General features: G+C 69.1%; 24 protein-coding genes. 9 read left to right on the top strand and 15 right to left on the bottom strand.

Annotated features, from left to right (window positions below; genetic code table 11):
* Nucleotides 1-60 precede the first annotated feature (60 nt).
* The 3 genes from AB0F44_RS17460 to AB0F44_RS17450 are packed head-to-tail and all read right to left on the bottom strand — an operon-like array spanning nt 61 to nt 3,024.
* Complete coding sequence (locus tag AB0F44_RS17460; protein WP_357357490.1) at nt 61-963, bottom strand: 4-(cytidine 5'-diphospho)-2-C-methyl-D-erythritol kinase; 903 nt, start codon at nt 961-963, stop codon at nt 61-63.
* Complete coding sequence (gene rsmA, locus AB0F44_RS17455; RefSeq protein WP_357357488.1) at nt 960-1,829, bottom strand: 16S rRNA (adenine(1518)-N(6)/adenine(1519)-N(6))-dimethyltransferase RsmA; 870 nt, start codon at nt 1,827-1,829, stop codon at nt 960-962. The genes AB0F44_RS17460 and rsmA overlap by 4 nt, the downstream gene beginning before the upstream one ends.
* Nucleotides 1,830-1,863: 34 nt before the next feature.
* Nucleotides 1,864-3,024, bottom strand: coding sequence for a ubiquitin-like domain-containing protein (locus tag AB0F44_RS17450; RefSeq protein ID WP_357357486.1), 1,161 nt, complete (start codon nt 3,022-3,024; stop codon nt 1,864-1,866).
* Between the two features lie 480 nt (nt 3,025-3,504).
* Between AB0F44_RS17450 and AB0F44_RS17445 the strand changes: the two genes are divergently transcribed.
* Nucleotides 3,505-5,835 (top strand): immune inhibitor A domain-containing protein, encoded by a 2,331-nt coding sequence (locus AB0F44_RS17445; RefSeq protein ID WP_357357484.1) that lies wholly within the window; start codon nt 3,505-3,507, stop codon nt 5,833-5,835.
* A gap of 82 nt (nt 5,836-5,917) precedes the next feature.
* Here AB0F44_RS17445 and AB0F44_RS17440 read toward each other — a convergent pair whose 3' ends face one another.
* Both AB0F44_RS17440 and rsmI read right to left on the bottom strand, forming a co-directional pair.
* On the bottom strand, nt 5,918-6,739 hold the full coding sequence (locus AB0F44_RS17440) for a TatD family hydrolase (protein WP_357357482.1): 822 nt from the start codon (nt 6,737-6,739) through the stop codon (nt 5,918-5,920).
* Between the two features lie 13 nt (nt 6,740-6,752).
* A complete protein-coding gene (gene rsmI / locus AB0F44_RS17435) occupies nt 6,753-7,601 on the bottom strand; it encodes a 16S rRNA (cytidine(1402)-2'-O)-methyltransferase (protein WP_357357480.1) in 849 nt (282 codons plus the stop codon).
* A gap of 33 nt (nt 7,602-7,634) precedes the next feature.
* On the opposite strand from rsmI, the gene AB0F44_RS17430 reads away from it, so the two are divergent.
* The 3 genes from AB0F44_RS17430 to AB0F44_RS17420 are packed head-to-tail and all read left to right on the top strand — an operon-like array spanning nt 7,635 to nt 10,986.
* Nucleotides 7,635-9,416 carry a phospholipid carrier-dependent glycosyltransferase gene (locus AB0F44_RS17430; RefSeq protein ID WP_357357478.1) on the top strand — a complete coding sequence of 594 codons (1,782 nt, stop codon included), beginning with the start codon at nt 7,635-7,637 and terminating at the stop codon, nt 9,414-9,416.
* Nucleotides 9,407-10,537, top strand: a complete 1,131-nt coding sequence (locus AB0F44_RS17425) for an amidohydrolase family protein (RefSeq protein ID WP_357357476.1) — start codon at nt 9,407-9,409, stop codon at nt 10,535-10,537. The genes AB0F44_RS17430 and AB0F44_RS17425 overlap by 10 nt, the downstream gene beginning before the upstream one ends.
* A gap of 23 nt (nt 10,538-10,560) precedes the next feature.
* Nucleotides 10,561-10,986 (top strand): DUF3054 domain-containing protein, encoded by a 426-nt coding sequence (locus AB0F44_RS17420; RefSeq protein WP_350663575.1) that lies wholly within the window; start codon nt 10,561-10,563, stop codon nt 10,984-10,986.
* A 4-nt stretch (nt 10,987-10,990) separates the two neighbouring features.
* Here the strand turns inward: AB0F44_RS17420 and AB0F44_RS17415 are convergent, their stop codons facing one another.
* From AB0F44_RS17415 to AB0F44_RS17400, 4 genes are read right to left on the bottom strand one after another with little or no spacing between them, the layout of a single operon-like run.
* A complete protein-coding gene (locus tag AB0F44_RS17415; protein ID WP_357357474.1) occupies nt 10,991-11,743 on the bottom strand; it encodes an ABC transporter ATP-binding protein in 753 nt (250 codons plus the stop codon).
* Complete coding sequence (gene cbiQ, locus AB0F44_RS17410) at nt 11,740-12,372, bottom strand: cobalt ECF transporter T component CbiQ (protein ID WP_357357472.1); 633 nt, start codon at nt 12,370-12,372, stop codon at nt 11,740-11,742. Before cbiQ ends, AB0F44_RS17415 begins: the two co-directional genes overlap by 4 nt.
* Before the next feature lie 4 nt (nt 12,373-12,376).
* The gene (locus AB0F44_RS17405; protein WP_357357470.1) at nt 12,377-12,712 is read right to left on the bottom strand and encodes a PDGLE domain-containing protein; all 336 of its coding nucleotides are present in this window, start codon (nt 12,710-12,712) and stop codon (nt 12,377-12,379) included.
* The gene (locus AB0F44_RS17400) at nt 12,709-13,401 is read right to left on the bottom strand and encodes an energy-coupling factor ABC transporter permease (protein WP_355021760.1); all 693 of its coding nucleotides are present in this window, start codon (nt 13,399-13,401) and stop codon (nt 12,709-12,711) included. Before AB0F44_RS17400 ends, AB0F44_RS17405 begins: the two co-directional genes overlap by 4 nt.
* Nucleotides 13,402-13,588: 187 nt before the next feature.
* On the opposite strand from AB0F44_RS17400, the gene AB0F44_RS17395 reads away from it, so the two are divergent.
* The 4 genes from AB0F44_RS17395 (at nt 13,589) to AB0F44_RS17380 (ending at nt 18,250) form a co-directional block, all read left to right on the top strand.
* Complete coding sequence (locus AB0F44_RS17395; RefSeq protein WP_357357468.1) at nt 13,589-14,815, top strand: acetyl-CoA C-acetyltransferase; 1,227 nt, start codon at nt 13,589-13,591, stop codon at nt 14,813-14,815.
* Between the two features lie 63 nt (nt 14,816-14,878).
* Nucleotides 14,879-15,670 carry a CoA transferase subunit A gene (locus AB0F44_RS17390; RefSeq protein ID WP_357357466.1) on the top strand — a complete coding sequence of 264 codons (792 nt, stop codon included), beginning with the start codon at nt 14,879-14,881 and terminating at the stop codon, nt 15,668-15,670.
* A gap of 3 nt (nt 15,671-15,673) precedes the next feature.
* Entirely contained in the window at nt 15,674-16,324 is a 651-nt protein-coding gene (locus tag AB0F44_RS17385) for a CoA transferase subunit B (protein WP_357357464.1), read from the top strand.
* 93 nt (nt 16,325-16,417) lie between these two features.
* The gene (locus AB0F44_RS17380) at nt 16,418-18,250 is read left to right on the top strand and encodes a CocE/NonD family hydrolase (protein ID WP_357357462.1); all 1,833 of its coding nucleotides are present in this window, start codon (nt 16,418-16,420) and stop codon (nt 18,248-18,250) included.
* 31 nt (nt 18,251-18,281) lie between these two features.
* Here AB0F44_RS17380 and AB0F44_RS17375 read toward each other — a convergent pair whose 3' ends face one another.
* The 4 genes from AB0F44_RS17375 to AB0F44_RS17360 all read right to left on the bottom strand — a co-directional run bounded on the left by AB0F44_RS17375 (nt 18,282) and on the right by AB0F44_RS17360 (nt 20,976).
* Nucleotides 18,282-19,502: an MFS transporter gene (locus tag AB0F44_RS17375; RefSeq protein ID WP_357357460.1), complete on the bottom strand. Its 1,221-nt coding sequence runs from the start codon at nt 19,500-19,502 to the stop codon at nt 18,282-18,284.
* A gap of 70 nt (nt 19,503-19,572) precedes the next feature.
* Entirely contained in the window at nt 19,573-20,046 is a 474-nt protein-coding gene (locus AB0F44_RS17370; protein WP_357357458.1) for a MarR family transcriptional regulator, read from the bottom strand.
* Nucleotides 20,047-20,153: 107 nt separating this feature from the next.
* Nucleotides 20,154-20,618 carry a glutathione peroxidase gene (locus AB0F44_RS17365; protein WP_357357456.1) on the bottom strand — a complete coding sequence of 155 codons (465 nt, stop codon included), beginning with the start codon at nt 20,616-20,618 and terminating at the stop codon, nt 20,154-20,156.
* Nucleotides 20,619-20,673: 55 nt separating this feature from the next.
* Entirely contained in the window at nt 20,674-20,976 is a 303-nt protein-coding gene (locus tag AB0F44_RS17360) for a hypothetical protein (RefSeq protein WP_355021735.1), read from the bottom strand.
* Nucleotides 20,977-21,162: 186 nt separating this feature from the next.
* Here AB0F44_RS17360 and AB0F44_RS17355 point away from each other — a divergent pair, with 186 nt between their 5' ends.
* Nucleotides 21,163-21,987: a metal-dependent hydrolase gene (locus AB0F44_RS17355; protein ID WP_357357454.1), complete on the top strand. Its 825-nt coding sequence runs from the start codon at nt 21,163-21,165 to the stop codon at nt 21,985-21,987.
* A 15-nt stretch (nt 21,988-22,002) separates the two neighbouring features.
* Here the strand turns inward: AB0F44_RS17355 and AB0F44_RS17350 are convergent, their stop codons facing one another.
* Together AB0F44_RS17350 and AB0F44_RS17345 are read right to left on the bottom strand one after the other, a co-directional pair.
* A complete protein-coding gene (locus AB0F44_RS17350; RefSeq protein WP_357357452.1) occupies nt 22,003-24,057 on the bottom strand; it encodes a protein kinase in 2,055 nt (684 codons plus the stop codon).
* 82 nt (nt 24,058-24,139) lie between these two features.
* The gene (locus AB0F44_RS17345; protein ID WP_357357450.1) at nt 24,140-25,747 is read right to left on the bottom strand and encodes a nitrate- and nitrite sensing domain-containing protein; all 1,608 of its coding nucleotides are present in this window, start codon (nt 25,745-25,747) and stop codon (nt 24,140-24,142) included.
* Nucleotides 25,748-25,771 lie beyond the last annotated feature (24 nt).

Genomic DNA, 25,771 nt, shown 5'->3' with positions numbered 1-25,771 from the left:
CATCTCGGCCGACGCAACTGACGGCTCGGCCGACGTAACGGACGGCTCGACGGGTTGGGGTCAGTAGGTGACGACGTGGGCACCGGCGACCGGGCCCGGGGCGGTCCAGACGCGGTCGTACGCCTTGGCCTGCATCGCTCCGGCGACCTCGCGGGCATGGGCGGCGTCGAGGCAGAGCATCAGGACGGTCGGGCCCGAGCCGGAGAGCTGTACGGCCAGGGCACCTGCCTCGGCGCCGTCGGCGAAGGTCTGGGCGAGGTCGGGGCGTAGCGCCAGCGCCGGGGCCTGGAGGTCGTTGGTGAGCGCCTCGGCGAGGAGTTCCGCGTCGCCCTTCTCCAGCGCCATGAGCAGGCTCTCGGGCACCTGCGGGTCGCCGACCGCGGTCCCGGCGTGCTCGTCGAAGGCGCGGTAGACCGCCGGCGTCGAGAGTCCCTGCTCGTTGCCGACCGCGACCCACCACCAGGCACCGTTGTCGGTGACCGGCTCGACGATCTCGCCGCGGCCGCCGCCGACCGCGGTGGCACCGATGAGCGCGAACGGTACGTCGGAGCCCAGCTGCCCCGCCAGGCTCAGCAGGTCCTCGTCGGGCGTCTCCAGCGACCACAGGCGGTCGAGGGCGACCAGCGTCGCGGCGGCGTCGGCCGAGCCACCGGCGAGGCCGCCGGCGACCGGGATGCCCTTGTGGATCGCGACCTTCGCGGCCCTGTCGATGCCGTGGTGGGCGGCGAGAGCCTTGCCGGCCCGTACGACGATGTTGTCGTCGCCGGTCGGGATCTCGCCGAGCGCGATGTGGTCCTCCGCGGTGAGCGTGACCTGCCACTCTGCGGCCTCGCTCACGGTGACGTCGTCGTAGAGCCCGATCGCCTGGTAGACGGTCGCCAACGGATGGAACCCGTCCTCACGGACCGGCCCGACGCCGAGGTGGAGGTTGAACTTCGCGGCGGCGCGGACGGTGATCGTCATGAGGGAACCTTTTGAAGCGATTCGGTGATGCGTACGAAGTCGGCGATGGTCAGCGCCTCGCCTCGCGCCAGCGGGTCGATCCCGGCCGCAACCAACGCCTTCTCGGCCGCCTCGGCAGAGCCGGCCAGAGGCTTGAGTACGCCGCGCAGCGCCTTGCGACGGTGCGCGAAGGCGGCGTCGACGACCGCGAAGACCTCTTCGCGCGAGACCGTCGTCGACGGCGGCTCGCGGTGACGCCAGTAGACGAGCCCGGAGTCGACGTTGGGCGCCGGCCAGAAGACGTTGCGGCCGATCACGCCAGCGCGGCGTACCTCGGCGTACCAGGCGGCCTTGACCGAGGGGACGCCGTAGACCTTGGAGCCGGGCTTGGCCGCCAGTCGGTCGGCGACCTCGGCCTGCACCATCACCAGGCCGTGGCGCAGCGAGGGCAGCAGCGACATCAGGTGCAGCAGGACCGGGACCGAGACGTTGTAGGGCAGGTTGGCGACCAGGGCCGTGGGCGGCGGTCCGGGGACCGAGTCGACCCGGAGCGCGTCCGCGCGGAGCAGGCTGAACGCGTCGGCCTGGTCGGGGGCGTACTCCTGGATGGTTCTCGGCAGCCGCTGCGCCAGGGTCTCGTCGATCTCGATCGCGGTCACTCTTGCGCCGGTCTCGAGGATGGCGAGGGTGAGCGACCCGAGGCCGGGCCCGACCTCGACGACGACGTCATCGGCGCCGACGCCGGACTCGCGCACGATCCGGCGCACGGTGTTGGCATCGATGACGAAGTTCTGCCCGCGCTGCTTGGTGGGGCGGAGATCGAGCTCGGATGCGAGCGACCGCACCTCCGCCGGGCCCAACAGGCGCGGCGGGGTGCGGTCGGTCATGGGTACAGACTATGGCCCGAGGGCCGAAACAGCCTTACTGCGGCAGACCGAGCTGCTGCGAGCAGTGCGGCCAGGAGCCGTAGCCACCGTTGGCGTCACGGACCTTGGTCGCGATCGCGATCTGGGTCTCGCGGCTGTTCTCGCTGGGGAGACCGGAGCCGCCGTACGCCTCCCAGGTCTGCAGGTTGAACTGCAGCCCGCCGTAGTAGCCGTTGCCGGTGTTGATCGCCCAGTTGCCACCGGACTCGCACTGCGCGAGCTGGTCCCAGACGGTGCTGCCACCGGCGAAGTTGGCCGCGGGGGCTTCCTTCTCCTTGGTGCCGACCTTGACGATGCGCGGCTCGGCCTTCTCGAGGACGTTCTGCTCGAGGACCTTCCTGGAGACGGTCTCGCCGTTCTTGAGGAAGATGCGGTACGTCACCGAACGGACCCCATCCGAGCCCTCGTCGACGACCTCGGTCTCACCCTCGTACATCGAGGAGTCCTCGCGCTCCTCGACCGGCGCCTCGACCTTCTCGCGGGCGACCTTCTGGGTCTTGGCGGAGAAGTCGGTGAAGACGATCTTCTGACCGGTCTTCAGGGCCTTGTCGGAGGCCGGAGAGACCTTGTCCCGGCGCTCGAGCTCGACACCGAGGTCCTTCAGGGCATCGGCGACGGTCAGCGCGGTCACGCTGACCTTCTTGGCCTTCTTCCCCGCCAGTGCGACCTTGACGGTCTTCGGGGTCACGACGTCGAGCGACATCCCGTCGCGGCCGATGTAGGCACCGCGGCTGGTGGAGAGCTCTGCCCGGTCGTAGTCACGGCCGAGCTCGGCGAGGGCGCCGCCGACGGTGGTCGCGGTGACCCAGTGGTCCTGGGCCTTGCCGTCGACCTCGAGGCTCAGCTGACGGGCGTAACGGACGCTGATCGCGCTGCCGTCCTCGACCTCGGTGTCGACCGATGGAGCAACCGCGTCACGGTCGCCGATCTCGATGCCCTCGGCCTCGAGGACCTCACCGACGGTGTCGGCGTGGACGCTGACGTCCTTGGCCTTGCCGTCGACCGAGACGATGACATCGGTCTGGGAGGTCTTGACGCCGTACGCGGTGCCGCCTGTGGCGACCACTGCGGCGGCGAGTCCGCCGACCAGGATGGCCTTACGGCGACGAGTAGATGCGATGTTGCGAACCCATGAGGTGGTGCTGCTGACGGGCACAATGCTCCGATGTTCGTGCTCTCCGGGCACGGGCGAACGGTGTTGCGAGATCTGGTGATCTACGCGCTGAGGCCCACCCCCAACACCGTCCGTATCTGTCCCGATCCCGGCTATCTCGCCGGACAGCGGAACAAATACCGTCGGTTAAATGCAAGTCTCCTGCCCGATCCGCAGGCAATTACAAGCATGCAATCTCGGCATCAAATGAGGGCCACAGAGCGCTGTCAATACCTGTCGCAGCGAATGACAGGTGTGCGATTCACCACGCCGAAATCGCTGGTCAAGCGGGTTGATCAGAGCACATGTCGTAATCCCGCCACGAATTATCGCGCCCGCTGGCCAATAGGCGACAAATCCTTTACAGGTAACTCCGTTGCTTGGTGTTGTACTCCGAAGCCATCTCTGTCGTGATGGCCCGTCGCGCCGGTCAGTTCTCGGGTAAGGCAGATGTGCGCGATGTCACCAGACTCCGGAGGAACGATGAACAGACGCCTTACCAGCGTTCTCGCCGCGGTTGCGGTCGCAGGCGTGACGCCGGTGGCCCTGACCCACTCGTCGGCTAGCGCCGTCGAGGACTCGGGGACCCCCGCCGCCGCTGCTGTGAAGCAGAAGATCGATGACAAGCCCGACGCGCTCAACACCAAGCGCCGCGAGCTCAAGACCAACGCCGCCACCGCCGTCGCCACCGGCGAGAAGCAGACGGTCACGAAGAACGGCAGCGAGGTCGTCAAGATGGGCTCGGGCAGCGACGCCCGCTGGGTGGAGCACGAGCCCACCGAGAAGTCCCAGCTGCTGAGCTTCCTGGTCGAGTTCGGCGAAGGCGGCAACCCGGCCTTCCCCGACAACACCTCGGGCCCGCTCCACAACGAGATCGCGCCGCCCGCTGAGAACGACAACTCCACCTACTGGGAGGAGGACTTCTCGCGCGAGCACTTCATGGACATGTTCTTCAACCAGGAGAACGGCGCTGAGTCCTTCCACAACGTCTACAAGGAGATGTCGAGCGGCCGCTTCGACCTCCAGGGCGACGTGAGCGACTGGGTGACGCTTCCGCACGCGGAGTCCTACTACCAGAACGAAAAGGGCGACGAGACCGCCGCCGCGATGAAGAACTACGTCCAGGACAGCGCCAACGCCTGGTACGAGGCACAGAAGGCGGCCGGCAAGACCGACGCCGAGATCACGGCGTACCTCCAGGACTACGACATCTGGGACCGCTACGACCTCGATGGCGACGGCAACTTCAACGAGGCCGACGGCTACATCGACCACTTCCAGGCGATCCACTCCGGTGTCGGCGAGGAGGCCGGCGGCGCCCCGTGGAGCATCTGGTCGCACCGCTGGGCCGCGAACGCGTCCGGCTCCGACGGCCCCGCCAACTTCCCGAAGGCCGGCGGCGTCAAGATCGGTAACACCGACATCTGGATCCGCGACTACACCACCGAGCCCGAGAACGGCGGCCTGGGCGTCTTCGCGCACGAGTTCGGCCACGACCTCGGTCTGCCGGACTTCTACGACACCGCGGGCGGCGAGAACGGCACCGGCTTCTGGACCCTGATGAGCTCGGGTTCGTGGCTCGGTCACGGTGACGGCACCATCGGCACCACCCCCAACCACATGGGCGCCCCGGAGAAGCTCTTCCTCGGCTGGCTCAACTACGACACGGTCGAAGCCGGTACGTCCAAGAAGCTGACGCTGGGGCCGAGCTTCCACGACACCGGGTCGAAGACCCCGCAGGCACTCGTGGTCAACCTGCCCGACGGACAGACGACCCACGACGTCGGCTCCGGCACCTCCGGCAAGACGTTCCTCTACTCCGGCAAGGGCGACGACCGCACCGCCACCGCAGTGAGCCCAGAGATCGCGGTCCCCTCGGGCGGCACGCTCTCGGCCAAGGTGAAGTACGACCTCGAGGCGGAGTACGACTTCACCTTCCTGGAGGCCTCCACGGACGGTGGCACCACCTGGTCGAACCCGCTGGTGACGAACCTGTCCTCGGCCGAGTACAACAACGGCATCCACGGCACCTCGGACAGCACCTGCACCGGCAACTGCGCCGACCACGACCCGCAGGAGTACGTCGACCTGACTGCTGACCTGGCGGCGTACGCGGGTCAGAACGTGAAGCTCCGCTTCCGCACCGCGAACGACGGCGGCGTCGCCTACTACGGCTTCGCCATCGACGACCTCTCGGTCGGCTCGGCCTACACGACGGACTTCTCGTCCTTCGATGGCTGGACCAACAAGGAGTACATGGGCATCACCGACGGCACCTACACCTCGACGTACCCGCGCTTCTACATCGCCGAGAACCGGCAGTACAAGGGCTACGACAAGACGCTGGCCGAGGGTCCGTACAACTTCGGCTACGGGGTCACCGCGCCTGACAAGGTCGACCACTACGCCTACCAGGACGGCCTGCTGATCTGGTACAAGAACGGCGCCTACGGCGACAACAACACCTCCGAGCACCCCGGTGGCGGCCAGGCGCTGATCGTCGACGCCTCCGTGGGCGTCCAGAAGTGGTCGGACGGCACCCTGTCGCGCAACCGGATGCAGGGCTACGACTCCACCTTCGACGTGGACCGCACCGATGCGCTCCACCTCGAGAACGAGGTCGCCGGTGCTCCGAACAAGGTCCTTGACGTGCCGGCTCGCAAGGGTGTCCCGATGTTCTACGACAGCTCGGAGACGGCCTACTACGACGCGTCCAACCCGGCGCACTCCACCAAGACCGCCGGCAGCGGCGTCAAGATCAAGGTGCTCTACTCGGACGAGCGCAGGGGCACGATGACGCTCAGCGTCTCCTGACCTGATCACATCAACGAGAAGGGCCCGAGGCGATCGCCTCGGGCCCTTCTCCTTGTCAGTCCTGGTGGTCAGTGCCGGTGGGTCACCAGGTGCCACCGAACGCCGTCTCGGTGTTGGTGTTGACGGCGTTGCAGAGCGCCTCGAGGTCCTCGCCGCGTACCTCGGCCATCACCCGCATCGTGGCCGGGATCATGTAGCTGGAGTTGATCGCACCGCGATGCGGGTGAGGCGTCAGGAAGGGTGCGTCGGTCTCGACCAGGATGCGGTCCTGAGGAGTGATCGCGAGGGCGTCGCGAAGGTACTGCGCGTTCTTGAACGTCACCGTGCCGGCGAAGGAGAGGTACGCGCCCCGGTCGAGGCACTGACGGGCGAACTCGGCGTCGCCGGAGAAGCAGTGCATCACCCACCGCTCGGGCGGCCCGACGCTGTCGATCACCTCGAGCACCGCCTCGTGGGCGTCGCGGTCGTGGATCATCAGGGTCTTGTCGAGGCGCTTGGCGATGTCGATGTGGCGCCGGAACGAGTATGCCTGGGTCTCGCGACCCTCCTCGTCGGTGCGGAAGAAGTCCATCCCGGTCTCCCCCACCACGCGCACCTTGTCGTGCGCCCCGGCGAGCTTCTCGATCTCCTCCAGCGCGGCCTCGAGGTCGGGCTGACGAGGCGCGTCGTTGGGGTGCAGAGCGACCCCGGCGACCATGTTGTCGTACGTCTCGGCCGCCTCCACCGCCCAGCGTGCACCCGGCAGGTCGCAGCCGATCTGCACCACCCGGGTCACGCCCACCGCCGCCGCCTGCGCGAGCGCCTCCTCGACCGAGAGACTCTCGTCGCCTCGGACGATGTCCAGATGGGTGTGGTTGTCGACGACCGGGGCGGGCAGTGGCTCGGGTGCCGGGGCGAAACTCATGCTCACCAGTCTTCTACACGCTCTTGTGCACGAGGTCGTAGACCTCGCGCTTCGGGACGCCGGCTCGTTTTGCTGCTTCGGCGATGGCTTCCTTTTTCGTCAGGCCATCCGCCTGGAGGTCGGCGACGGCGGCGCGGAGGCTGTCGGGGTCGTTGCCGATCTCGGCGGACGGGTCGGCGCCGGTGACGACGATGGTGACCTCGCCGCGTACTCCCTCGGCGGCCCAGTCGACGAGCTCGGCCAGTCCCCCGCGGCGTACTTCTTCGTGGGTCTTGGTCAGCTCTCGGCAGACGGCGGCGGCGCGGCCGTCGCCGAAGGCGTCGCGCATCGCCGCCAGGGCGGCCTCGGTGCGGTGGGGAGCTTCGAAGAAGACCATGGTGCGCTCCTCCTTGGCCAGCGAGGCGAGGCGGCGCGAGCGCTCGCCGGCCTTGCGGGGCAGGAAGCCCTCGAAGGAGAACCGGTCGACGGGGAGGCCGCTGACGGCCAGGGCGGTCAGGACGGCCGAGGGGCCGGGCACCGCGGTGACGCGTACGTCCTTCTCGACCGCGGCGGCGACCAGGCGGTAGCCCGGGTCGGAGACCGAGGGCATCCCGGCGTCGGTCACCAGCAGAACCCGATTGCCGTCGAGGAGGTCGCCGAGCAGCGTCGGCGTACGCGCAGCCTCGTTTCCCTCGAAGTAGGAGACGATGCGGCCCTTGATCTCGACGCCGAGATCCGTCGTCAGCCGACGCAGGCGACGGGTGTCCTCGGCGGCGATGACATCGGCGGTGGCGAGCTCGGAGGCCAACCGGGGTGGGGCATCCTCGATGCGCCCGATCGGGGTTGCTGCGAGTACGAGCACGCCATCGTTTGGATCTACCACACCGATATTGTCGCAGGCTTATAAGGTTCCCTCGTGACGACGACGGTGACCGAGGAGCCGGAGCCCATGGAGGGCCTGGCCAGCACCCCCTCCGGTCACTTCCTGCCGACCGCCTGGGAACGCGCCCGGCGCCGCATCAGCGGCTCGCCGCGGGCCGGTTGGGCGGCGACGATCGGGATCACCGCGCTCGCGTTCCTGCTGAGGCTGTGGCACCTGGGCACCCCGAAGGTCTTCGCCTTCGACGAGACCTACTACGCCAAGGACGCCTGGGCGCTGCTCGAGTACGGCTACGCGCGCAACTTCATCGAGGGCGCCGACGAGAACATCCTGGCCGGACAGCTCGACGGGCAGTTCGCCGACGGGCCGTCGATGATCGTCCATCCCGACGTGGGCAAGTGGCTCATCGCGATCGGCATCAAGCTCTTCGGGATGGACCCGTTCGGCTGGCGGATCGCCTCGGTCGTGATCGGGTCGCTGCTGGTCCTGCTGACGATCCGATTCGTACGCCGCGTCTCCGGGTCCATGCTGCTCGGTCTCGTCGGCGGCATCCTGATCACCTTCGACGGGCTCGCGTTCGTGCTCTCGCGCCTGGCCCTGCTCGATCTCTTCGTCGCCTTCTTCCTGCTGCTCGCGGTGCACCTGATGGTGATGGACCGGGACTGGTGCCGGCGGCGGTTCTCTGCGCTCGCGCCCACCCAGCTCGCCGCGCCCGGCGCCTGGGGGCCCGTCCGCAAGATGCTGTTCCGCCCGTGGCTGCTCTGCTCGGGCGTCGCGTGGGGTCTGGCGATCGGTTGTAAGTGGGAGGCGCTCTACCCGCTGGCCGCTTTCGGTCTCCTCTATGTGGCCTGGTCCGCGGGGATGCGGCGCTCCTTCGGCGTACGGCTGTCCTGGCTTCGTGCCTGTGTGGCCGACGGGCCGACGGCGTTCGTGCACCTGGTCGGCGTCGCGCTCGCGGTCTACGTGATGACGTGGATCCCGTGGATGACCCACGCGGACGTCTACGAGGAGTCGCTCTCGGCGACGCAGTACACGCGCTACAGCGGCGAGGGGCACTGCGAGAACAAGTCGTACGTCCCCGAGAACCTCAACGACAAGCGCTGGCCGACCGCCAAGGAGCCGGACGCTTCCGGCGTCGGCGAGGTCAGCCAGTCGCTGCGGTCGCTGTGGTACTACCACCGCGACGTCTTCACCTTCCACACCCACTTCCTGGACTGCGCCGAGCACACCTACGGGTCCCATCCGATCGGCTGGCTCGTCCTGAACCGCCCGGTCGGGGTCGCGGCCGACACCGGGATCCTGTCCGGCGCGAAGTCGCGCGGCGAGATGTGCGACGCCTCCCCCTCGACCGATCCCGACGGCGACGGTCCCGCGGAGGCGGGGACGTGCCTGCGGCAGGTGCTGCTCCTGGGCACCCCGGTGCTGTGGTGGGGAGCGTTCGTCGCGCTGATCGTCTCCGCGTTCATGTGGGTCGCCGCGCGGGACTGGAGGTTCGGGGTCGCCGTCGTCGGGGTGCTGTCGACGTGGCTGCCGTGGCTGCAGTACGCGGGGCGGCCGATCTTCTCCTTCTACATGATCATCGCGCTGCCGTTCCTGGTGCTCGGGCTGTGCCTGTGTCTGGGCAAGCTGCTCGACCGGCCACCGCCGCTCGCCGGCGGAAACCCTGCCACCCGGCGTCGCGTCGGGGGTGCCGTCGCCGGTGGCATCTTCGTCGTCCTGGTGATCTGCAACTTCGCCTGGTTCTGGCCGATCTACACCGATGAGCTGCTCACCCGGCAGGAATGGCTGACGAGGATCTGGTTCAAGCGATGGATCTAGACCATGTGGTGCGCGGCCGGGTGCCGCGGCCGGGCGGCTTCGACGACGTCGTCGTGACGGTGTCCTCGGGGCTCGTCTCCGACGTGCGGGCGGCCGCCGCCGGCGACCCCTCGTCTTCGGGGATCCTGCTCCCGGGGCTGGTGGACATCCACAACCACGGCGGTGGTGGTGCCTCGTTCCACTCCACGTCGGCGGACGAGATCGCGCTTGCGGCTGGCGTTCATCATGCTGCCGGCACGACCACGCTGCTGGCCTCGACCGTGACCGACGCGCCTTCCCGGTTGCTGTCGGTCGTCGCGGCGCTGGCCACGGCTGCCGAGGCCGGACTGATCGCCGGCATCCACATGGAGGGGCCGTTCCTGGAGCACTCCTGCCGCGGGGCGCACGATCCGGCGCTGCTGCTCGCGCCGGACGCCGGACTCGCCCGTGAGCTCGTCGCCGCCGCCCGCGGGCACCTGCGGGTGATGACGCTGGCCGCGGAGCTTCCTGGGGCCGACGAGGTCGCCTCGGTGCTCACCGAGGCCGGGGCCGTGGTCGCGCTGGGGCACACCGCGGCGTCGGCGGAGCGGGCTCGCTCGTTCCTGTCCGGGCCAGGGAGCCTGGTCACCCACCTGTTCAACGGGATGCCGCCGGCCCACCATCGTGACCCCGGCCCGGTGCTCGGCTCCCTGGGCGCCGCCGGTGTCGGCGATGCCTGTGTGGAACTGATCGCGGACGGCGTACACCTCGATGACGAGACGGTCCGGGCCGTGATGTCGATGGTCCCCGGCTCGGTCGTGCTCGTCACCGACGCGATGGCCGCGGCCGGGATGCCCGACGGCGACTACCAGCTCGGACCACTGTCCGTGGAGGTACGCTCCGGGGTCGCCCGAGTGGCCGACGGGACCGGCAACGGGTCGATCGCCGGAGGCACCTCACGTCTTCTGGACCAGGTACGCCGCCATGCGGCCGCCGGGATCGACCTGGCCATGCTGATGAAGGCCGCGAGCAGGCGGCCGGCATCGGTGGTCGGTCTGGACGCGGGCCGCATCGAGCCCGGTGCCCGCGCCGACCTCGTACTCACCGACGAGTCGCTGCAGCCGACCCGAGTGATGCGCGGCGGGGCCTGGCTGACCTCGTAGATCGGCCTCGTATTCTGGGCACCATGTCCTCCACGAAGCCCGACGACTCCTCCCCACTCATCGCCGGGCTCGTGCCCAAGTGGGCGGTCGCGGCCTTCGCCGTCGACGTCTTCTTCGTGCTCCTCTTCGCCTTCGCCGGACGCCAGTCCCACGACTCCGGTCCGGCGCTCGTCGTGCTCCGCATCGCCTGGCCCTTCCTGATCGGGCTCGCCGTGGCCTGGGCCGTCCTGGCCTGGCGCCGCTGGCCCGCCGCTCGCACCTGGCCCGCGGGCGTGATCGTCTGGCTCGGGACGTACGTCATCGGGATGGTGCTGCGCGGCCTCTCCGGCGAGGGCCTCGCGCCGGCCTTCCTGGTCGTCTCGCTCCTCTTCCTCGGCCTCACCCTGGTCGGCTGGCGCGGCTATGTCAGCGCCAAGCTCCACTACCGCTCCCGGCGCCTGGCCGAATAGCCGGCTAGAGGGTGGCGGCTGCGGCGACCGGGTCGAAGCCGAAGGGGAGCTCTAGGCGGTGGGCGCGCATGAGGTCGGCGTTGGAGAGTACGTCGACGGTGCGGCCCTCGGCGGCCACGATGCCGCCGTCGAGGATGACCGAGCGGTCGCAGAGCTCGAGGGCGTACGGCAGGTCGTGGGTGACCATCAGGACGGTGACGTCGAGGTCGCGGAGGATGTCGGCTAGTTCGCGGCGGGAGGCGGGATCGAGGTTGGAGGACGGCTCGTCCAGGACCAGGATCTCGGGGTCCATCGCCAGCACGGTGGCCACCGCGACCCGGCGGCGTTGACCGAAGGAGAGGTGGTGCGGGGGCCGGTCGACGTACTCCTCCATGCCGACCTTCGCGAGCGCCTCGGTCACCTTCGCGTCCAGGGCCTCGCCGCGCAGGCCGAGGTTGGCAGGGCCGAAGGCGACGTCCTCGCGGACGGTGCCCATGAAGAGCTGGTCGTCGGGGTCCTGGAAGACGATGCCGACCCGGCGGCGGATCTCCTTGATGTTGGCCTTGGTCACGGGAAGCCCGCTCACCGCGACGGATCCGGCGCCGGCGAGGTGGATGCCGTTGAGGTGCAGTACCAGCGTCGTCTTGCCGGCACCGTTGGGACCCAGCAGCGCGACCCGCTCACCACGGTGGACGTGCAGGTCGACGCCGAAGAGCGCCTGATGGCCGTCGGGGTAGGCGAAGGCGAGGCCGTGCACATCAAGAACCGGCGTACTCATCGTCGCCCCACCCTGTCCATAGTCGGCATTCTCCCTGTGTAGCCGCGCGAGACCATAGCCAGGTGCACCCGCTCGCCGCGCTCGAAGGAACGGATGAAGAGCGCGCCGACCGAGCGGGCGAGCACCGGCCAGTGGAGCGGGTTGCGGGCCTCGAAGCCGCGGGATGCACGCGCGACCGCCATCCGGCGCATCTCGTCGGTCACCACCTCCAGGTAGCGCACCATGAACGCCATGATCTGCACCAGCTGCTGAGGCAGCCGCAGCCGCTCCAGGCCGTGGACCAGCTCCTGGGGCGTCGTCGTCGCGGCCAGCATCAGCCCGGCGATCACGCCGAGCGTGCCCTTGGCCAGCAGCCCCCACGCCGAGAGCAGACCCGACTCGCTGAGGCTGAGTCCGAGCACCTCGACCCGCGGCCCGTGCGCGATGAACGGCATCAGCACCGCGAAGACCACGAACGGCGTCTCGACGACCATCCGCTTCAGCACCCAGCCCGGGCGCACCCGCGCCACCGCGCCGACCGTCACCAGGACGGCGAGGAAGAAGGCGTACGCAGCGAACCACTCCCGCGGCGTCGCCACGACCACGAGCATGAAGCTGATGAGGGCGAGCACCTTCAGATGTGCGGGCACCGGTTCAGGCCTTGTCGGAGGACTCGGTGGAACGGCGGCGTACGACCAGGGCGAGGCCGCCGGCGAGGACGAGCACCACGACGGTGCCGATCACGCCCGCGAGGCCGCCGGAGAGCCGGGCGTTGTCGACGCCCTTGGTGCCGTAGTCGGCCAGCGGGCCGTCGGCAGCGCCGTGCTCCGAGGCGCTGTCGAGGAAGCCGGTCTTGCCTGCGACGTACTCGAGGCCGTCGGGGTTGGCGGAGGCGTAGTAGGAGACCACTCCGGCCAGGAGCAGGGCGACGACGGCGATGCCGACGGCGACCCACTTGAACGGCACGCGCTTCTTCTCTGCGGCGCTCATGCCACCGACTCCTTCGGCTTGATCACCAGGTCGCGCTCAGAGATCACGCCTCGCGCGGCGTAGACGAGGTCGGGGCGTACGGACAGGATCGCGCCGACCGCGAGGAACGTGATCGCGCCCTCGCCCAGGCCGATCACCGTGTGCCAGCCGAGCATCGCGGTGGCCAGCGTGGTCAGCGAGATGTCGGCGGTGCCACCGACGGCGTAGAGCGCGGTGAAGACGGCCGCCGCAGCGGGGACGGAGAGGAAGGCGCCGATCGCCGCCGCCGGAGCGACCAGCCCGACCCGCTTCGGCAGGACCTTGATCAGCACCCGGCTCACGAACCAGCCGACGAGCACAGTGGTGACGGCCATGAGCAGGATGTTGGTGCCGAGCGCGGTGATGCCGCCGTCGGCGAAGAGCAGGGACTGCACGATCAGCACGACCGAGACGCACAGCACCCCGGTCCACGGCCCCACCAGCACCGCCGCCAGCGCGCCGCCCATCAGGTGACCGCTCGTGCCCGCTCCCACCGGGAAGTTGAGCATCTGGGTCGCGAAGACGAACGCGGCGACGAGGCCGGCCAGCGGGGCGGTCTTGTCGTCGAGCTCGCGGCGCGCGCCGCGCAGCGCGACGCCTACCGCGACGACAGCGACTGCACCGGTGGCGATCGACGTCGGAGCGTCGAGGAAGCCGTCGGGGACGTGCATGGTCACCTCATTGATCTGCGTGGGGGTCGGTCGACGTGGAACCCGAGGGGAAACTGCTAACGCGAACTTATCGCAATAGCCTCACCCGCGCACTGTCCGGTCGGACAGTTGATCAAGACCTCGCATGTGTCAATCGGCGCCAAATGGATACTTCTCAAGTCATGACTGCGCGCGTACCGTCGAGGACATGAGCAGCGCCGCCAACGACATCGTCATCTGCGAGCCCCTCCGCACCCCGGTCGGCCGGTTCCTCGGCGCCCTGGCGCCGCTGACCGCGACCGACCTCGCCACGACCGTCCTGCGCGAGCTCGTCGAGCGCACCGGCCTCCAGGAGGGCGACGTCGACGACGTCATCCTCGGCAACGGCTACGCGAGCGGCGAGAACCCCGCGATCGGCCGCATCGCAGCCCTCGACGCCGGTCTCGGCACCGGCGTCCCCGGCCTCCAGATCGACCGTCGCTGCGGTTCGGGACTTCAGGCGATCCTGTACGCCGCGGGCTCGGTCGCCACCGGCGCCGCGAACCTCGTCGTGGCCGGCGGTGCGGAGTCGATGTCCAACGTCGAGCACTACGCGCTCGGGCTACGCGGCGGGATCAAGCAGGGCGGCATCGAGCTGCTCGACCGCCTCGACCGGGCTCGCGAGACCGCCGGCGGCAAGGACCACCCGCTCCCGGGCGGCATGATCGAGACCGCCGAGAACCTGCGACGGGAGTACGGCATCGGGCGCGAGGAGCAGGACGAGTTCGCACTGCGCTCCAACCAGCGGGCCGTGGCCGCACACGAGGCCGGCAAGTTCGCCGACGAACTGGTCCCGGTGACCGTCCCGGGCGGCCGCCGCAAGCCCGATGTCGTCGTCGACCGCGACGAGCACCCGCGTGCCGACATCTCCCTGGAGAAGCTCGCCTCGCTGCGCCCGATCCGGCTGAAGGTCGACGAGGAGTCGACGGTCACCGCGGGCAACGCGTCCGGCCAGAACGACGGCGCCGCCATGTGCGTCGTGACCACGCGCGCCGAGGCCGAGAAGCGCGGCCTGACGCCGCTGCTGGCGCTCAAGTCGTGGGCCGTCACCGGCTGCGAGCCCGAGCGGATGGGCATCGGCCCCGTCCTCTCCAGCAAGGCGGCGCTGTCCCGAGCCGGGCTCACCCTCGACGAGATCGACCTGATCGAGCTCAACGAAGCCTTCGCCGCCCAGGTCCTCGCCGTTCTGCGCGTGTGGAAGATCGACGCCACCGACGAGCGGCTCAACCCCAACGGCTCCGGCATCTCGCTCGGTCACCCGATCGGTGCCACCGGCGCCCGCATCCTCGCCACCGCCGCCCGGGAGGCGCAGCGGCGCGAGGCCCGGTACGTCCTGGAGACGATGTGCATCGGTGGCGGGCAGGGGCTCGCCGCGGTGTTCGAGTCGGTCCGCTGAAGCAGTCAGCAAAGCGACGTACGCCATCTCCATTAGAAGAGCTTTCGAGAGAGCAGAGAAGACATGGGTCTGGACAAGGTGGTCGGGTCGGCCGCGGAGGCGGTCGCCGACATTCACAGCGGGGCCAGCCTGGCCGTGGGAGGCTTCGGGCTGGTGGGAATCCCGTGGTTCCTGATCGAGGCGCTGCGCGAGCAGGGCGCCGATGACCTGATGGTCGTCTCCAACAACTGTGGCGTCGACGGCGCCGGGCTCGGGCTGCTGCTCGACGACCACCGCATCTCGCGGGTGATCGCGAGCTACATCGGCGAGAACAAGGAGTTCGGCCGTCAGTACCTGGCCGGCGAGATCACGCTCGAGCTCACCCCGCAGGGCACCCTCGCGGAGCGGATGCGCGCGGGCGGCAGCGGGATCGGCGCCTTCTACACCCCGACCGGGGTCGGCACGATGGTGTCCGACGGCGGTCTGCCCTACCGCTACAACCCCGACGGGACGATCGCCGAGGCCTCCGAGCCGAAGGAGGTCCGCGAGTTCCACGGCAAGCAGATGGTGCTCGAGGAGGGCATCATCACCGACTTCGCGCTGGTCCGCGCGACCCGCGTCGACCGGGCCGGCAACGCCCAGTTCAACGCCTCCACGCGCAACTTCAACGTGCCGGCCGCGATGGCCGGGCGGGTGACCGTCGTCGAGGCCGAGGAGGTCGTCGAGGTCGGAGAGATCGCCCCGGCCGACGTCCACCTTCCGGGGATCTTCGTGAAGCGGATCGTCGCGCTGACGCCCGAGCAGGCAGCGCGCAAGGACATCGAGAAGCGTACGACGCGCGGCGAGCGCCCGACCACGACGAACAAGGAGGCCTGAGTCATGGCTTGGGGCCGCAACCAGATGGCCGCGCGCGCCGCGCAGGAGCTCGAGGACGGCGACTACGTCAACCTCGGGATCGGCCTGCCGACGCTCATCCCCGACTACATCCCGGAGACGTCGACGGTCGTGCTGCACGCCGAGAACGGCATCCTCGGCGTCGGCCCGTTCCCCTACGAGGACGAGGTCGACCCCGACCTGATCAACGCCGGCAAGCAGACCGTGACGGTGCTCGCGGGGTCCTCCTACTTCGACTCGGCGACCTCGTTCGCGATGATCCGCGGCGGCCACATCGACGTCGCCGTCCTGGGCGCGATGCAGGTCTCGACCAACGGCGACATCGCCAACTGGATGGTCCCCGGCCAGATGGTCAAGGGCATGGGCGGCGCGATGGACCTCGTCTCAGGCGCCGGGCGGGTGATCGTACTGATGGAGCATGTCACCAAGAAGGGTGCCCCCAAGCTGCTCTCGGCCTGCGACCTGCCGCTGACGGGTCGCGGGATCGTGAAGCGGGTCATCACCGACCTCGGTGTTCTCGACGTGGCTGGCTCCTCGTTCGAGCTCGTCGAGCTCGCTCCCGGGGTGACGTACGACGAGGTCGTGGCGGCCACGGGCGCGCCGGTCGTCGACAAGACCGTCGCCGTGACTGCTTAGTCTCACTATTCAAAACCCGGAACCCTGCTACGTAACTCGCGTTTGCACTCCGTCGTTCGAGGTGTGATATCCAACACACCCCTGGAGTGAGTCGTGAAACTCGGCAGACTGGCATTCCTCGTATCGTTCCTGGCTCTCGTCGCGACCTTCCTGCCACCGGCGCACTCCGCGAGCGCCGCCCCTGTGGCCTCGGTCGCAACCGCGGTCGCTCAGGCTCCCCAGGCGCGAGCCAGGGCGTGGAAGCCTCGCCCGGCGACGTACGGCGTGGTTGTCGAGAAGGACATCCAGCTCACCATGTCCGACGGGGTGGTGCTCCGCGCCGACGTCCACCGTCCGGCGAAGGCGGACGGAACGCCGGCGGCCGGCCGGTTCCCGGTGATCCTGACCCAGAACCCCTACAACAAGAACGTGTCCGGGGGCAGCGGCGGCGACTACTTCGTGCAGCGGGGCTACGTCTTCGTCCAGACCGACGTACGCGGCACCGGCTCCTCCGCAGGCCAGTGGGACGCGTTCGGGGACCGCGAGCAGAAGGACGGTCTGGAGGTCGCCAACTGGGCGACCTCGAAGAAGCGCCCGTGGAGCAACGGCGAGCTCGGCCTATGGGGCCCGTCCTACATGGCGATCAACCAGTTCTTCACCGCTGCTCAGCACCCACGTGGCTTAAAGGCGATGTTCCCGATCGTGCCCGCAGGGGACGTCTACCGCGACGTCGTCGCCTCCGGCGGGCAGATCGACGCCGGGTTCATCCCGCTGTGGTTCGGGCTGGTCACGGGCGCCGGGCTGGTGCCGCCGGCCGTCAACCAGACACGTCCCGACGCCACCCTGACCACGCTGCTGCAGCACGTCGGCGGTGCGCTCGGGTTCCAGGTGCCGATGCTCGTCAGCGCGGCTCTTGGCAGCGACGCCGGCTACGACGGGCCCTTCTACCGGAAGCGGTCGCCGCTGAGCGTGGTCGACGAGATCGACGTACCGACGTTCGTGACGGCCGGGCAGTACGACATCTTCCAGCGCGGTACGCCGATGCTCTTCGACCGGATGCAGAAGAACGGCGTGGACACCAAGCTGCTCATCGGTCCGTGGACGCACGCCGAGGCGGCGACGGGCGCCGGCCTGGAGGGCAGCGGGATCAACAGCATGGGCGAGATGGCCCTGCGGTGGTTCGACACGCACCTCAAGGGTCTGCCCGACACCACCCTCGACCGCGACGTCGCGCCGGTGACCTACCACGAGATCGGCTCCGGGAAGTGGCGCACGATGCAGTCGTGGCTCGGGAGCGAGGTCCGTGCGAAGTCGTACGCCCTCGGGTCGGCTCTGAAGCCCGTCGGCGGTGACACCATCGTGCCGCTGCCGGTGCAGGGGCTGTGCTCGCGCAGCACCGCGCAGTGGACCGCCGGCGCCCTCGCGATCCCCGGCTGCGAGACCGACAACCGGATCAACGACGCGCTCGGGGTCTCCTACGAGACGGAGCCGGCAACGTCGAACCTGGCCTTCTCCGGCCCGCTCAACGCCGACCTGTCCGTCTCCACGACCGGCACCGACGGCCTGATCTCGGTCTCGGTCGAGGACGTCGCGCCCGACGGGTCCGTCGACCGCATCACCGGCGGCTGGCAGACCATGCGCCACCGTGCCGTCACCGCGTCGAAGTCGCGCACCCTGAACGGCCAAGTCGTCCAGCCCTGGCACCCCTTCACCCGCGAGGCCGAACAGCCCGTCAAGCCGGGTCAGATCTACCGCGTGCCGGTGGAGGTCTTCCCGACCGGCGCGGTGATCGAGAAGGGGCACCGCCTCCGGGTCACCGTCCACTCCTACGACGTCCCCCACCTGCTGCCCAACGTGAAGCAGCTGGTCCGCGGCGTTGCCGGCGTGGTGACCGTCCACCACACGACGACGAACCCCTCGACGCTGATCCTCCCGGTCCGGAGGTAGCGCCGAGGGGCCAGTCCCTGACGTCGAGACGTCAGAGGCTGGCGGCTTCGTCCGGCACGCGCTCGGAGACCTTCGGGTCCCGGGCGCGTGCCGCGTCCACGAGCAGGTACGCCGCGACCGCGGCTCCCACGGCCAACGCGATGGCGGCGGAGGCGTAGGCGGCGCCGTAGCCCACGGTGGTGACCAGGCCGGCGGCGATCAGGGTGCCGAGGAACCCGCCGAGCTGCTGGGTGGTCGTGGTCAGGCCGGAGCCGATCCCGGCGTGCTCCGGCGCCAGCGCGCCCATCGCCAGCGCCGTCACCTGCGGCATCGCGAGCCCGAAGCCGAGGCCCATCACGACCGAGCCGGGGAGAACGTCGAGGGGGAAGCTGCCGGCTTCGGGGAGGCGGACGAGGTAGACCATGCCGGCGACGAAGGCGAGCACACCGACGAGCAGGACGCGCTCAGACCCGAACCGTTCGGCCAGTGTGGCGCTGAAGCCGAGGCTGGCGATGGCGATCACCACGCTGACCGGAAGGAACGCCAGACCGGTCGAGAGTGCCCCGAAGCCGAGGACGTCCTGCAGGTAGAGCGTCGTGACGAACTGGAAGGTGAACCCGCCGAAGGTCAGGGTCAGCAGGATCAGGTTCCCGAGCACGAACCTGTGCTGGGCGAACAGGCCCCGCGGGAGCAGGCCGCCATTGGTGCCGGTCGGCGGCGTACCCTCCACGGCGCGGAGCGCGACGATCAGGGCGATGATCCCGAACGGCACGTTGATCAGGAAGGCCCAGCGCCAGGAGGCGACGTCGGTGAGTACGCCACCCAGGACCGTCCCCACCGACGCGCCGATCGAGCCGACGAAGGCGAGCACCGCGAAGGCGCGGAGGCGCTCGCGGGGCTCGGCGTAGAGACCGGCGATCATGCCGAGCACCACGGCCGAGGCGACGCCGCCGCCGACGCCTTGGACGAATCGCGCGACGACCAGGGAGATCGGGTCCCAGGCGAGACCGCACCAGGCCGACGCGAGCGTGAAGATGCTCAGCCCTGCGAGGAAGACGGGGCGGGTGCCGAAGGCGTCACCGGCCCTGCCTGCCGGGAGCAGGACGAGCGCGAAGGCGAGCAGGAAGCCGTTGACGACCCAGGCCAGCGAGGTGTCGCCGAAGCCCAGGTCATCGCGGATTGCGGGAAGGGCGACGGTCACAACCGTGCCGTCGAGGATCACCATCAGCTGAGTGGCTGCGAGGGTCGCGAGCGCGACTGTCTTGGTCGTCATAGATACGACCATAGAAGATTGTTTGTTATGAAACAATCTATTTCGGGATATTCGGTTGTGAACCTATCTCTCAGCGAGCCGAAGCAGGCGCGCGACGCCGCAGCGTCATCGTGTGCGACGGCGTCGCCCACGGGCCCTCGACGAGGTGCTGCAGCGCCTCGATGAACGCCTCACCCTCGCTCGGCGCCAGACCCTCGAGTGCCTTGGCGACGGTCGCGTTGTAGGCCTTCGAGGCCTCCTTGAGCGCCTTCACGCCGGCCGGCGTGAGCGCGACGATGCGGGCACGGCGGTCGGTGCTCGAGACACGGCGCTCGGCGAGGCCGCGGCGCTCGAGGTTGTCGAGGGTGGTGACCATCGTGGTCTTGTCGAGCATCGCCATCTCGGCCACGGCGTTCTGGGTGTACTCCCCCTCGGCGGCCTTCATCAGCACGCAGTACTCCCGCACCGAGAGCTCCAGGTCGGCCAGCGCCTCGCCGACCTGGGCCGCGAAGGCGTGCGCGGACTGGTTGAGCAGGAACAGCAGGTCGATACGCGGTCCGGTCATGAACTAGATCTTAACGAACCATCCGATACCGAACTATCTTCTGACCAACTATCCAACACAAACGGCGCCCGATCCCGCAGCGGGATCGAGCGCCGGCCGGCGTCGCCTCAGAGATACTGGGCGAGGTCCGCCTGGATCTCTTCGGGCGTCACCTGCGGCTCGTAGCGCTTGACGACCTCGCCCTCGCGACCGATGAGGAACTTGGTGAAGTTCCACTGGATGTCGCCCGGCGCCTCGGCACGCAGGAACTCGTAGAGCGGAGCGGAGTTCTCTCCGTTGACATCGACCTTGGAGAGGACCGGGAACGTCACGTCGTAGGTCGTCTTGCAGAACTCCTGGATCTCGTCGTCGGTGCCGGGCTCCTGACCCATGAACTGGTTGCACGGGAACCCGATGACCTCGACGCCGGAGTCGCTGGTGGCGCGATAGAGCGCCTCGAGGCCCTCGTACTGCGGCGTCAGACCGCACTTGCTGGCTACGTTGACGATCAGCAGCAGCTTGCCCTTGTAGTCGCTGAGCGAGACGGTGCTGCCATCAGCGGCGGTCACTTCGAAGTCGTACGTGGTGGTCACAGGTCTCTCCTCGATCGGGTTGCGGTGCAGGGGGACAACCTTGGTCGGCCCGAGGTTATGCCCCGCGCTGGTGCGGAACCGACGACGCCTCCTCGGCCAGGCGCCGGTCGCGCGCGACCGTCATGATCGCGGCCGACATCCATTCCAGCGCCTCGGGCATCTCGAACGCGATCTCCTCGAGCAGCGTCGGCATGTCGTGGCGACCCACCGAGAGCAGCATCTCGCTGAGCGAGCCGTCGGGCGCGGTGACCATGAACCGGAACTCGATCGCCTCGGGCGTCACCGTCGCGGCGCACCGGCTGGTCTCGAACGTCCACGGCGCACGGCGGGCACTGCCGTGGGTGCCGGGAGTCGTCATGACCGCGCATCCTATTCAGGTTGCCGCCGCGACCGCATCCCTTTCACGCCTCGGATCATCTCTCGAACAGTGATTCGAATCTCGTCGCCAGACACACCACCCCGGCGCGCGCGAAGCGGCCTGAGGACCGGTACGTTCGTCCGCGGTCATTCAGCGGGGGAACACTGGAGAGGGACACAACTTCACATGATGGGCGGGCATCACGCGGCCTCTGGGGCTGCCGCGTGGATCGCAGTGACATCGTCGGCACCGATCGCGTTCGGGTGGTATCCGGGCGTCTCGGACATAGGCGTGATGACCGGCACTCTGGTGTGCGCCGGCGCCGCGCTGCTTCCGGACGCGGACCACCACAACGGCACGATCGCCCACTCGCTGCCACCGGTCTCCGAAGGCTTGACCAAGATCGTCGGACAGGTCGCCGGCGGCCACCGCAACGGCACCCATTCGATCCTCGGCGTACTCGCCTTCACCGGACTCGCCTGGGGCGCGGGCAAGCTCTCGCTCGAGACCGAGCGTTTCGGCAGCGTCCTGATCGGCCCGGGCATCATGTGCGTCCTGCTGGTCGCCTTCGCCATGGACGCGCTGAAGCTCACCCGCAAGGGCGTCCACTGGCCATGGATCCCGGCGGTGGCTCTGGCGGCGGTGATCGCCATCTTCGCGCCCGAGGAGTGGTGGTGGATGCCGTTCTCCGTTGCCCTCGGCTGTGTCGTGCACCTGATCGGCGACTTCGTGACCACGATGGGGATCCCGCTGTTCTGGCCGATCGCGCCGAAACCGCCGAGGTGGGTCCGGCGCAACAAGTGGCTGCCGTTCGACAACATGTGGACCCGTGGCGGCCACTTCGCCCTCCCGATCCTTGGCGATGCCGGCTCCATCCGGGAGTGGGTCGTGATGACCCCGATCAGCTTGTACGCGATCGTCGGCTTCGGCTGGGCGCTGCTGAGCCAGATGGGCTTCGACGTCGACAGCCGCTGGGAAGTCCTGGTCTCGAACCTCAGCACCCTCGTCTGACCGACGGCTCGCCGCTCAGCTCTCGACCGACCGACGGCGCCCGCGGAGCGGGCGCACGAGGAAGATCCCGGCCAGCAGCGCGAGTGCGGCGAGGAAGGCGGCGACGGCGAGCACCCCGCTCAGGACGACCTTCGTCTGGATGCCGCGGTGCTCCTCGCTGACATCGTCGGAGACGATCAGCGTCATCGCGACGATGGTGTCCTTGAGGAGCTGGATGAAGCGGGTCATGTCCTCGGCCCAGACCTGTGCGGCCGGCCGCCCCGGGGCCTGGGACTCCAGGTTCCGGACCGCGCTCGTGAGGGAGCCGTCGTTGATGACCTGGACGACGGCGTTCTGCGACACCAGGCCACGAGACCCGTCGGCGAAGGTGCCGTCCGAGATCTTGTCCAGCGCCTTCTGGGTGGCCTTCGGGGCGTCGCCGTAGAAGGAGCGCGAGGTGAGCTGCCAGGACGTACGCGCCTCGCTCATCGCCTCCATCGACTCCTCGTCGATCTTCCCGGTCATGAGCGCGGGCACCATCACCGTGCGCTCGATCCCCAGCGACTCGGACGCCGACCTGACGTACTTGAGGTTGGTGACCTGCTTGTAGATCTTCTCGTTGGGGATGTTGGGCATCTCGGTCGCGAAGTCGAGCAGCTCGTAGGCGGTGTCGGTGTAGGCGGCGACCGCTGCCTCCGTGCTGGCCTTGTCGCCGTCCTCGAGGTCCTTGCGATAGGCGTCGATGCTCTTGAGGACCGTGTAGGTGCGCTCGACCCGTTCCCGCAGGCTCGGGTTGTCGGCGAGGTCGACCTTGGTGATGTCGTCGTGCCACGCGTCGATCGAGTCGTCGGTCACCTGGCGATAGGCCTGCCGAACCGCGTCCGGGACCTGGTCGGAGCCCAGCGCGTCACGCTCGAAGATGAGGTCCATCCCGAGCTCGTAGCTCTCCGGGAGCGCTCCGGCGATCATCATCGCGCGACTGGAGACGGCGCGCTCATCGAGCGCGTCGGCGAAGGTCAGCGCGCCCAGGACCAGGGCGATCACCACCGGAACCAGCAGCACGCCCAGCACCCGGCTGCGAAGGAACCGAGGCTTCTGGGCCGCGTGGGACCGAGGCGTACGCTGCGCCGACTCGACCACGCCGGCGACCGCAGTCACCGATGAGACCGAGGCTGCCGACGGGGACGAGGGGGACGAGGAGGACGAGAGCGCCAGCGGCTTGGGCCCGATGGACAGCTCGCGGCTGCCGGCCGGGATCGGGGGCACGACCTCGGGCCGGCGCGCGAAGGCGACGACCTCGCCCGCGGTGGGCCGCCGGGAGGGGTCCTTGTCCATCATCGACGCCACGAACTCGTCGACATGGGACGGCACGGTGACCACGTCGTTGACGTGCGGGACCGGCGCGGTCACGTGCTGGTAGATCATCGAGACCGGCTCGGAGCCGGCGTACGGGGCGCGTCCGGTGAGCAGCTCGAAGTACACGCAGCCGAGCGCATAGATGTCACTGGGCGGCCCAACGACGTTGTCGGCGGCCTGCTCGGGCGAGATGTACGGCAGGCTCCCCATCACGTGGCGGGTCGACGTGAGCCGCTCGGCCTGATGATTCGCCAGTTGGGCGATGCCGAAGTCGAGCACCCGGATCCGGCCGTCGCCGTCGTAGACGAGGTTGGACGGCTTGATGTCGCGGTGGATGATCCCGGAGGAGTGGACCGCGGTGAGCGTACGCGCGACCTGGACCATCGCCTCGCTCGCCTCCTCGACGGTGAACCGCCCCTGCTTCTCGAGCCGGTCGGCCAGCGTCGGGCCGGGAAGCAGCTCCATGACGAGGTAGACGATGCTGCCGTACTCGGTCGTCTGCTCGACGCCGACGTCGTGCACCTGCACGGTGCCAGGGTGGCTGGCCGCCGTTGTCGAGAGCGCCTCACGCCGGAAGCGCTCGGTGACCTTGGGGTCGGCAGAGGTCTCCACGACCTTCACGGCGACCCAGCGTTCGAGCCTGATGTCGGCCGCCTGCCAGACCTCGCCCATCCCGCCGCGGCCAAGCAGTCGGTGCAGGCGGTATCGGCCTGCGATCGGGGGGCGCGTTCGCATGCGCATATGTTGTCGGACTCACACCCCGTGCGTCTCGTGTACGCACCGATGAAGTCCGCCGATCTTTGCTATTGTCGCCGGTTTACGCATCAACTGAGCGCCCTCGCGCTCGGAGCAGCGCGACCCCGAGACCGGCCAGCACCACCAGCGCGATGCCGGAGAAGACGCCCCAGGCGATCGTCTGGTTCTGGGCGTCCGTGTGCTCGCGCTGGATGTCGTCGGCGAGCCGGCTCGCGGCATCGACGACCACCTCCTTGAGGTCCTGGACGTAGCTGGCCGCATCAGCCAGCCAGAGCTGGTCCACGGACCTGCCGTCGGCGCTGTCCTCCAGCTGCCTGACGACGTCCTCGACGTCACGGGCGTTGAGCACCCGGATGACGGCACGCTGGGAGGTGACCGCGTAGGACCCGAACTCGAACGACCGGCCCGAGATCCTGTCGAGCCGCTGCCGCGTCGCCGGATCGGCGCGCACATAGATCGTCTCCGAGTGGGTCTCCCAGGAGTCCTGGGCCGCGCTGAGATCGGCGATGCCCTGGGCGCTGATCCGCTCGTTCCGCAAGGCGTTCGCCATGATCCGCCGCTCGAAACCGAGCACCTCCGAGACGGATCCGATCAGCTCCAGGTTCCGGGCCTGCTTCGCCAGCTCGTCATTGCGGAACGAGGGCAGCTCGGCGGCGAGGTCGAAGAGCCCGTTGACCGCGTTGGTGTACAGCTCGACGGCCACCAGCTTGCCGGCCCTGTTCCCGGCCCGGGCGGCCGCGCGGATGTCCGAGAGCCGCTCGAGAGCGGCCGCCGACCTCTCCGTACGCCGCCGCAGACCCGGATCGCCGGCGGTGTCCAGCTTCTCGACCTCGGCGGTCCAGGCGTCGATGGACCGGTCGGTGATCTGGAGGAAGTCCTCGGTCAGTGCCGCGTCGGTCCGCAGCGCGTCGCGCTCGATCGAGAGGTCGAAGGCGAGCTGGAAGCTGGTCGGCAGGATGTCGGCCAGCGGCTGGGCGCTGCCGACGTTCGACATCGTGTCGCCGGCCCGGAGCGTGCCCCAGCCACCGAAGACCAGGCCCGGCAGGACCAGGACCATCAGGACACCCAGCAGCGTGGGCGAGAGTCGCGGGCCCCTGATGCTGGGCGGACGTACGATCCGCTTCGGCGGCGCGGCGACGCCGCTCTCGAGCACCGTCGCCACCTCCTCGGCCAGGGGACGCTGGGCCGGGTCCTGGCTGAGCATGGCGGTCGTGATGCCATCGAGATGGCCGGGCACGGTGACCAGTGTGCCGACCCGTTCGGGCTCCAGCCCGGCGTACGGCGGACGGCCGGCGAGCAGCTCGAAGAAGACAGCGCCGAGCGAGTAGATGTCGCTGGCCGGTCCGATCCGCCGGCGGTCGATCTGCTCGGGGGACATGTACGGCAGGCCCTCCCCACCGCGAGGCGCGGGCGCACCGACTAGAGCGATCCGGCCGTCTGGGGCGTACCCGATGGTGGCCGGTCTGATGTCTCCGTGCACCTGCCCGACGGCATGGCCAGAGGCGAGGATGCGTGCGACCTGCGCGACGATGCTCGAGGCCTCTTCAGGGGAGAACGGGTTCTGCTGGACAAGCCGGTCGGCAAGATTCTGACCGCTCAGAGCGGGGCCGCCCTGTCCGGTCAGATGATTCAAATGCTGGCGACCGGCGCGTGGGGGACGGATACGCATGGGTCCATAGTCCCTGGTGAGCAC

This window comes from Nocardioides sp. NPDC023903, from assembly GCF_040639295.1.
GTDB lineage: Bacteria > Actinomycetota > Actinomycetes > Propionibacteriales > Nocardioidaceae > Nocardioides.
This window is presented reverse-complemented; position numbering and strand designations above follow the sequence as displayed.

What these genes read in the sequence shown, in the direction of transcription:
- AB0F44_RS17460 (WP_357357490.1), bottom strand. Translation starts at nt 963, where the DNA reads ATGACGATCACCGTCCGCGCCGCCGCGAAGTTCAACCTCCACCTCGGC.
- rsmA (WP_357357488.1), bottom strand. Translation starts at nt 1,829, where the DNA reads ATGACCGACCGCACCCCGCCGCGCCTGTTGGGCCCGGCGGAGGTGCGG.
- AB0F44_RS17445 (WP_357357484.1), top strand. Translation starts at nt 3,505, where the DNA reads ATGAACAGACGCCTTACCAGCGTTCTCGCCGCGGTTGCGGTCGCAGGC.
- AB0F44_RS17440 (WP_357357482.1), bottom strand. Translation starts at nt 6,739, where the DNA reads ATGAGTTTCGCCCCGGCACCCGAGCCACTGCCCGCCCCGGTCGTCGAC.
- AB0F44_RS17425 (WP_357357476.1), top strand. Translation starts at nt 9,407, where the DNA reads ATGGATCTAGACCATGTGGTGCGCGGCCGGGTGCCGCGGCCGGGCGGC.
- AB0F44_RS17420 (WP_350663575.1), top strand. Translation starts at nt 10,561, where the DNA reads ATGTCCTCCACGAAGCCCGACGACTCCTCCCCACTCATCGCCGGGCTC.
- AB0F44_RS17415 (WP_357357474.1), bottom strand. Translation starts at nt 11,743, where the DNA reads ATGAGTACGCCGGTTCTTGATGTGCACGGCCTCGCCTTCGCCTACCCC.
- AB0F44_RS17405 (WP_357357470.1), bottom strand. Translation starts at nt 12,712, where the DNA reads ATGAGCGCCGCAGAGAAGAAGCGCGTGCCGTTCAAGTGGGTCGCCGTC.
- AB0F44_RS17400 (WP_355021760.1), bottom strand. Translation starts at nt 13,401, where the DNA reads ATGCACGTCCCCGACGGCTTCCTCGACGCTCCGACGTCGATCGCCACC.
- AB0F44_RS17395 (WP_357357468.1), top strand. Translation starts at nt 13,589, where the DNA reads ATGAGCAGCGCCGCCAACGACATCGTCATCTGCGAGCCCCTCCGCACC.
- AB0F44_RS17390 (WP_357357466.1), top strand. Translation starts at nt 14,879, where the DNA reads ATGGGTCTGGACAAGGTGGTCGGGTCGGCCGCGGAGGCGGTCGCCGAC.
- AB0F44_RS17385 (WP_357357464.1), top strand. Translation starts at nt 15,674, where the DNA reads ATGGCTTGGGGCCGCAACCAGATGGCCGCGCGCGCCGCGCAGGAGCTC.
- AB0F44_RS17375 (WP_357357460.1), bottom strand. Translation starts at nt 19,502, where the DNA reads ATGACGACCAAGACAGTCGCGCTCGCGACCCTCGCAGCCACTCAGCTG.
- AB0F44_RS17370 (WP_357357458.1), bottom strand. Translation starts at nt 20,046, where the DNA reads ATGACCGGACCGCGTATCGACCTGCTGTTCCTGCTCAACCAGTCCGCG.
- AB0F44_RS17360 (WP_355021735.1), bottom strand. Translation starts at nt 20,976, where the DNA reads ATGACGACTCCCGGCACCCACGGCAGTGCCCGCCGTGCGCCGTGGACG.
- AB0F44_RS17355 (WP_357357454.1), top strand. Translation starts at nt 21,163, where the DNA reads ATGATGGGCGGGCATCACGCGGCCTCTGGGGCTGCCGCGTGGATCGCA.
- AB0F44_RS17350 (WP_357357452.1), bottom strand. Translation starts at nt 24,057, where the DNA reads ATGCGAACGCGCCCCCCGATCGCAGGCCGATACCGCCTGCACCGACTG.
- AB0F44_RS17345 (WP_357357450.1), bottom strand. Translation starts at nt 25,747, where the DNA reads ATGCGTATCCGTCCCCCACGCGCCGGTCGCCAGCATTTGAATCATCTG.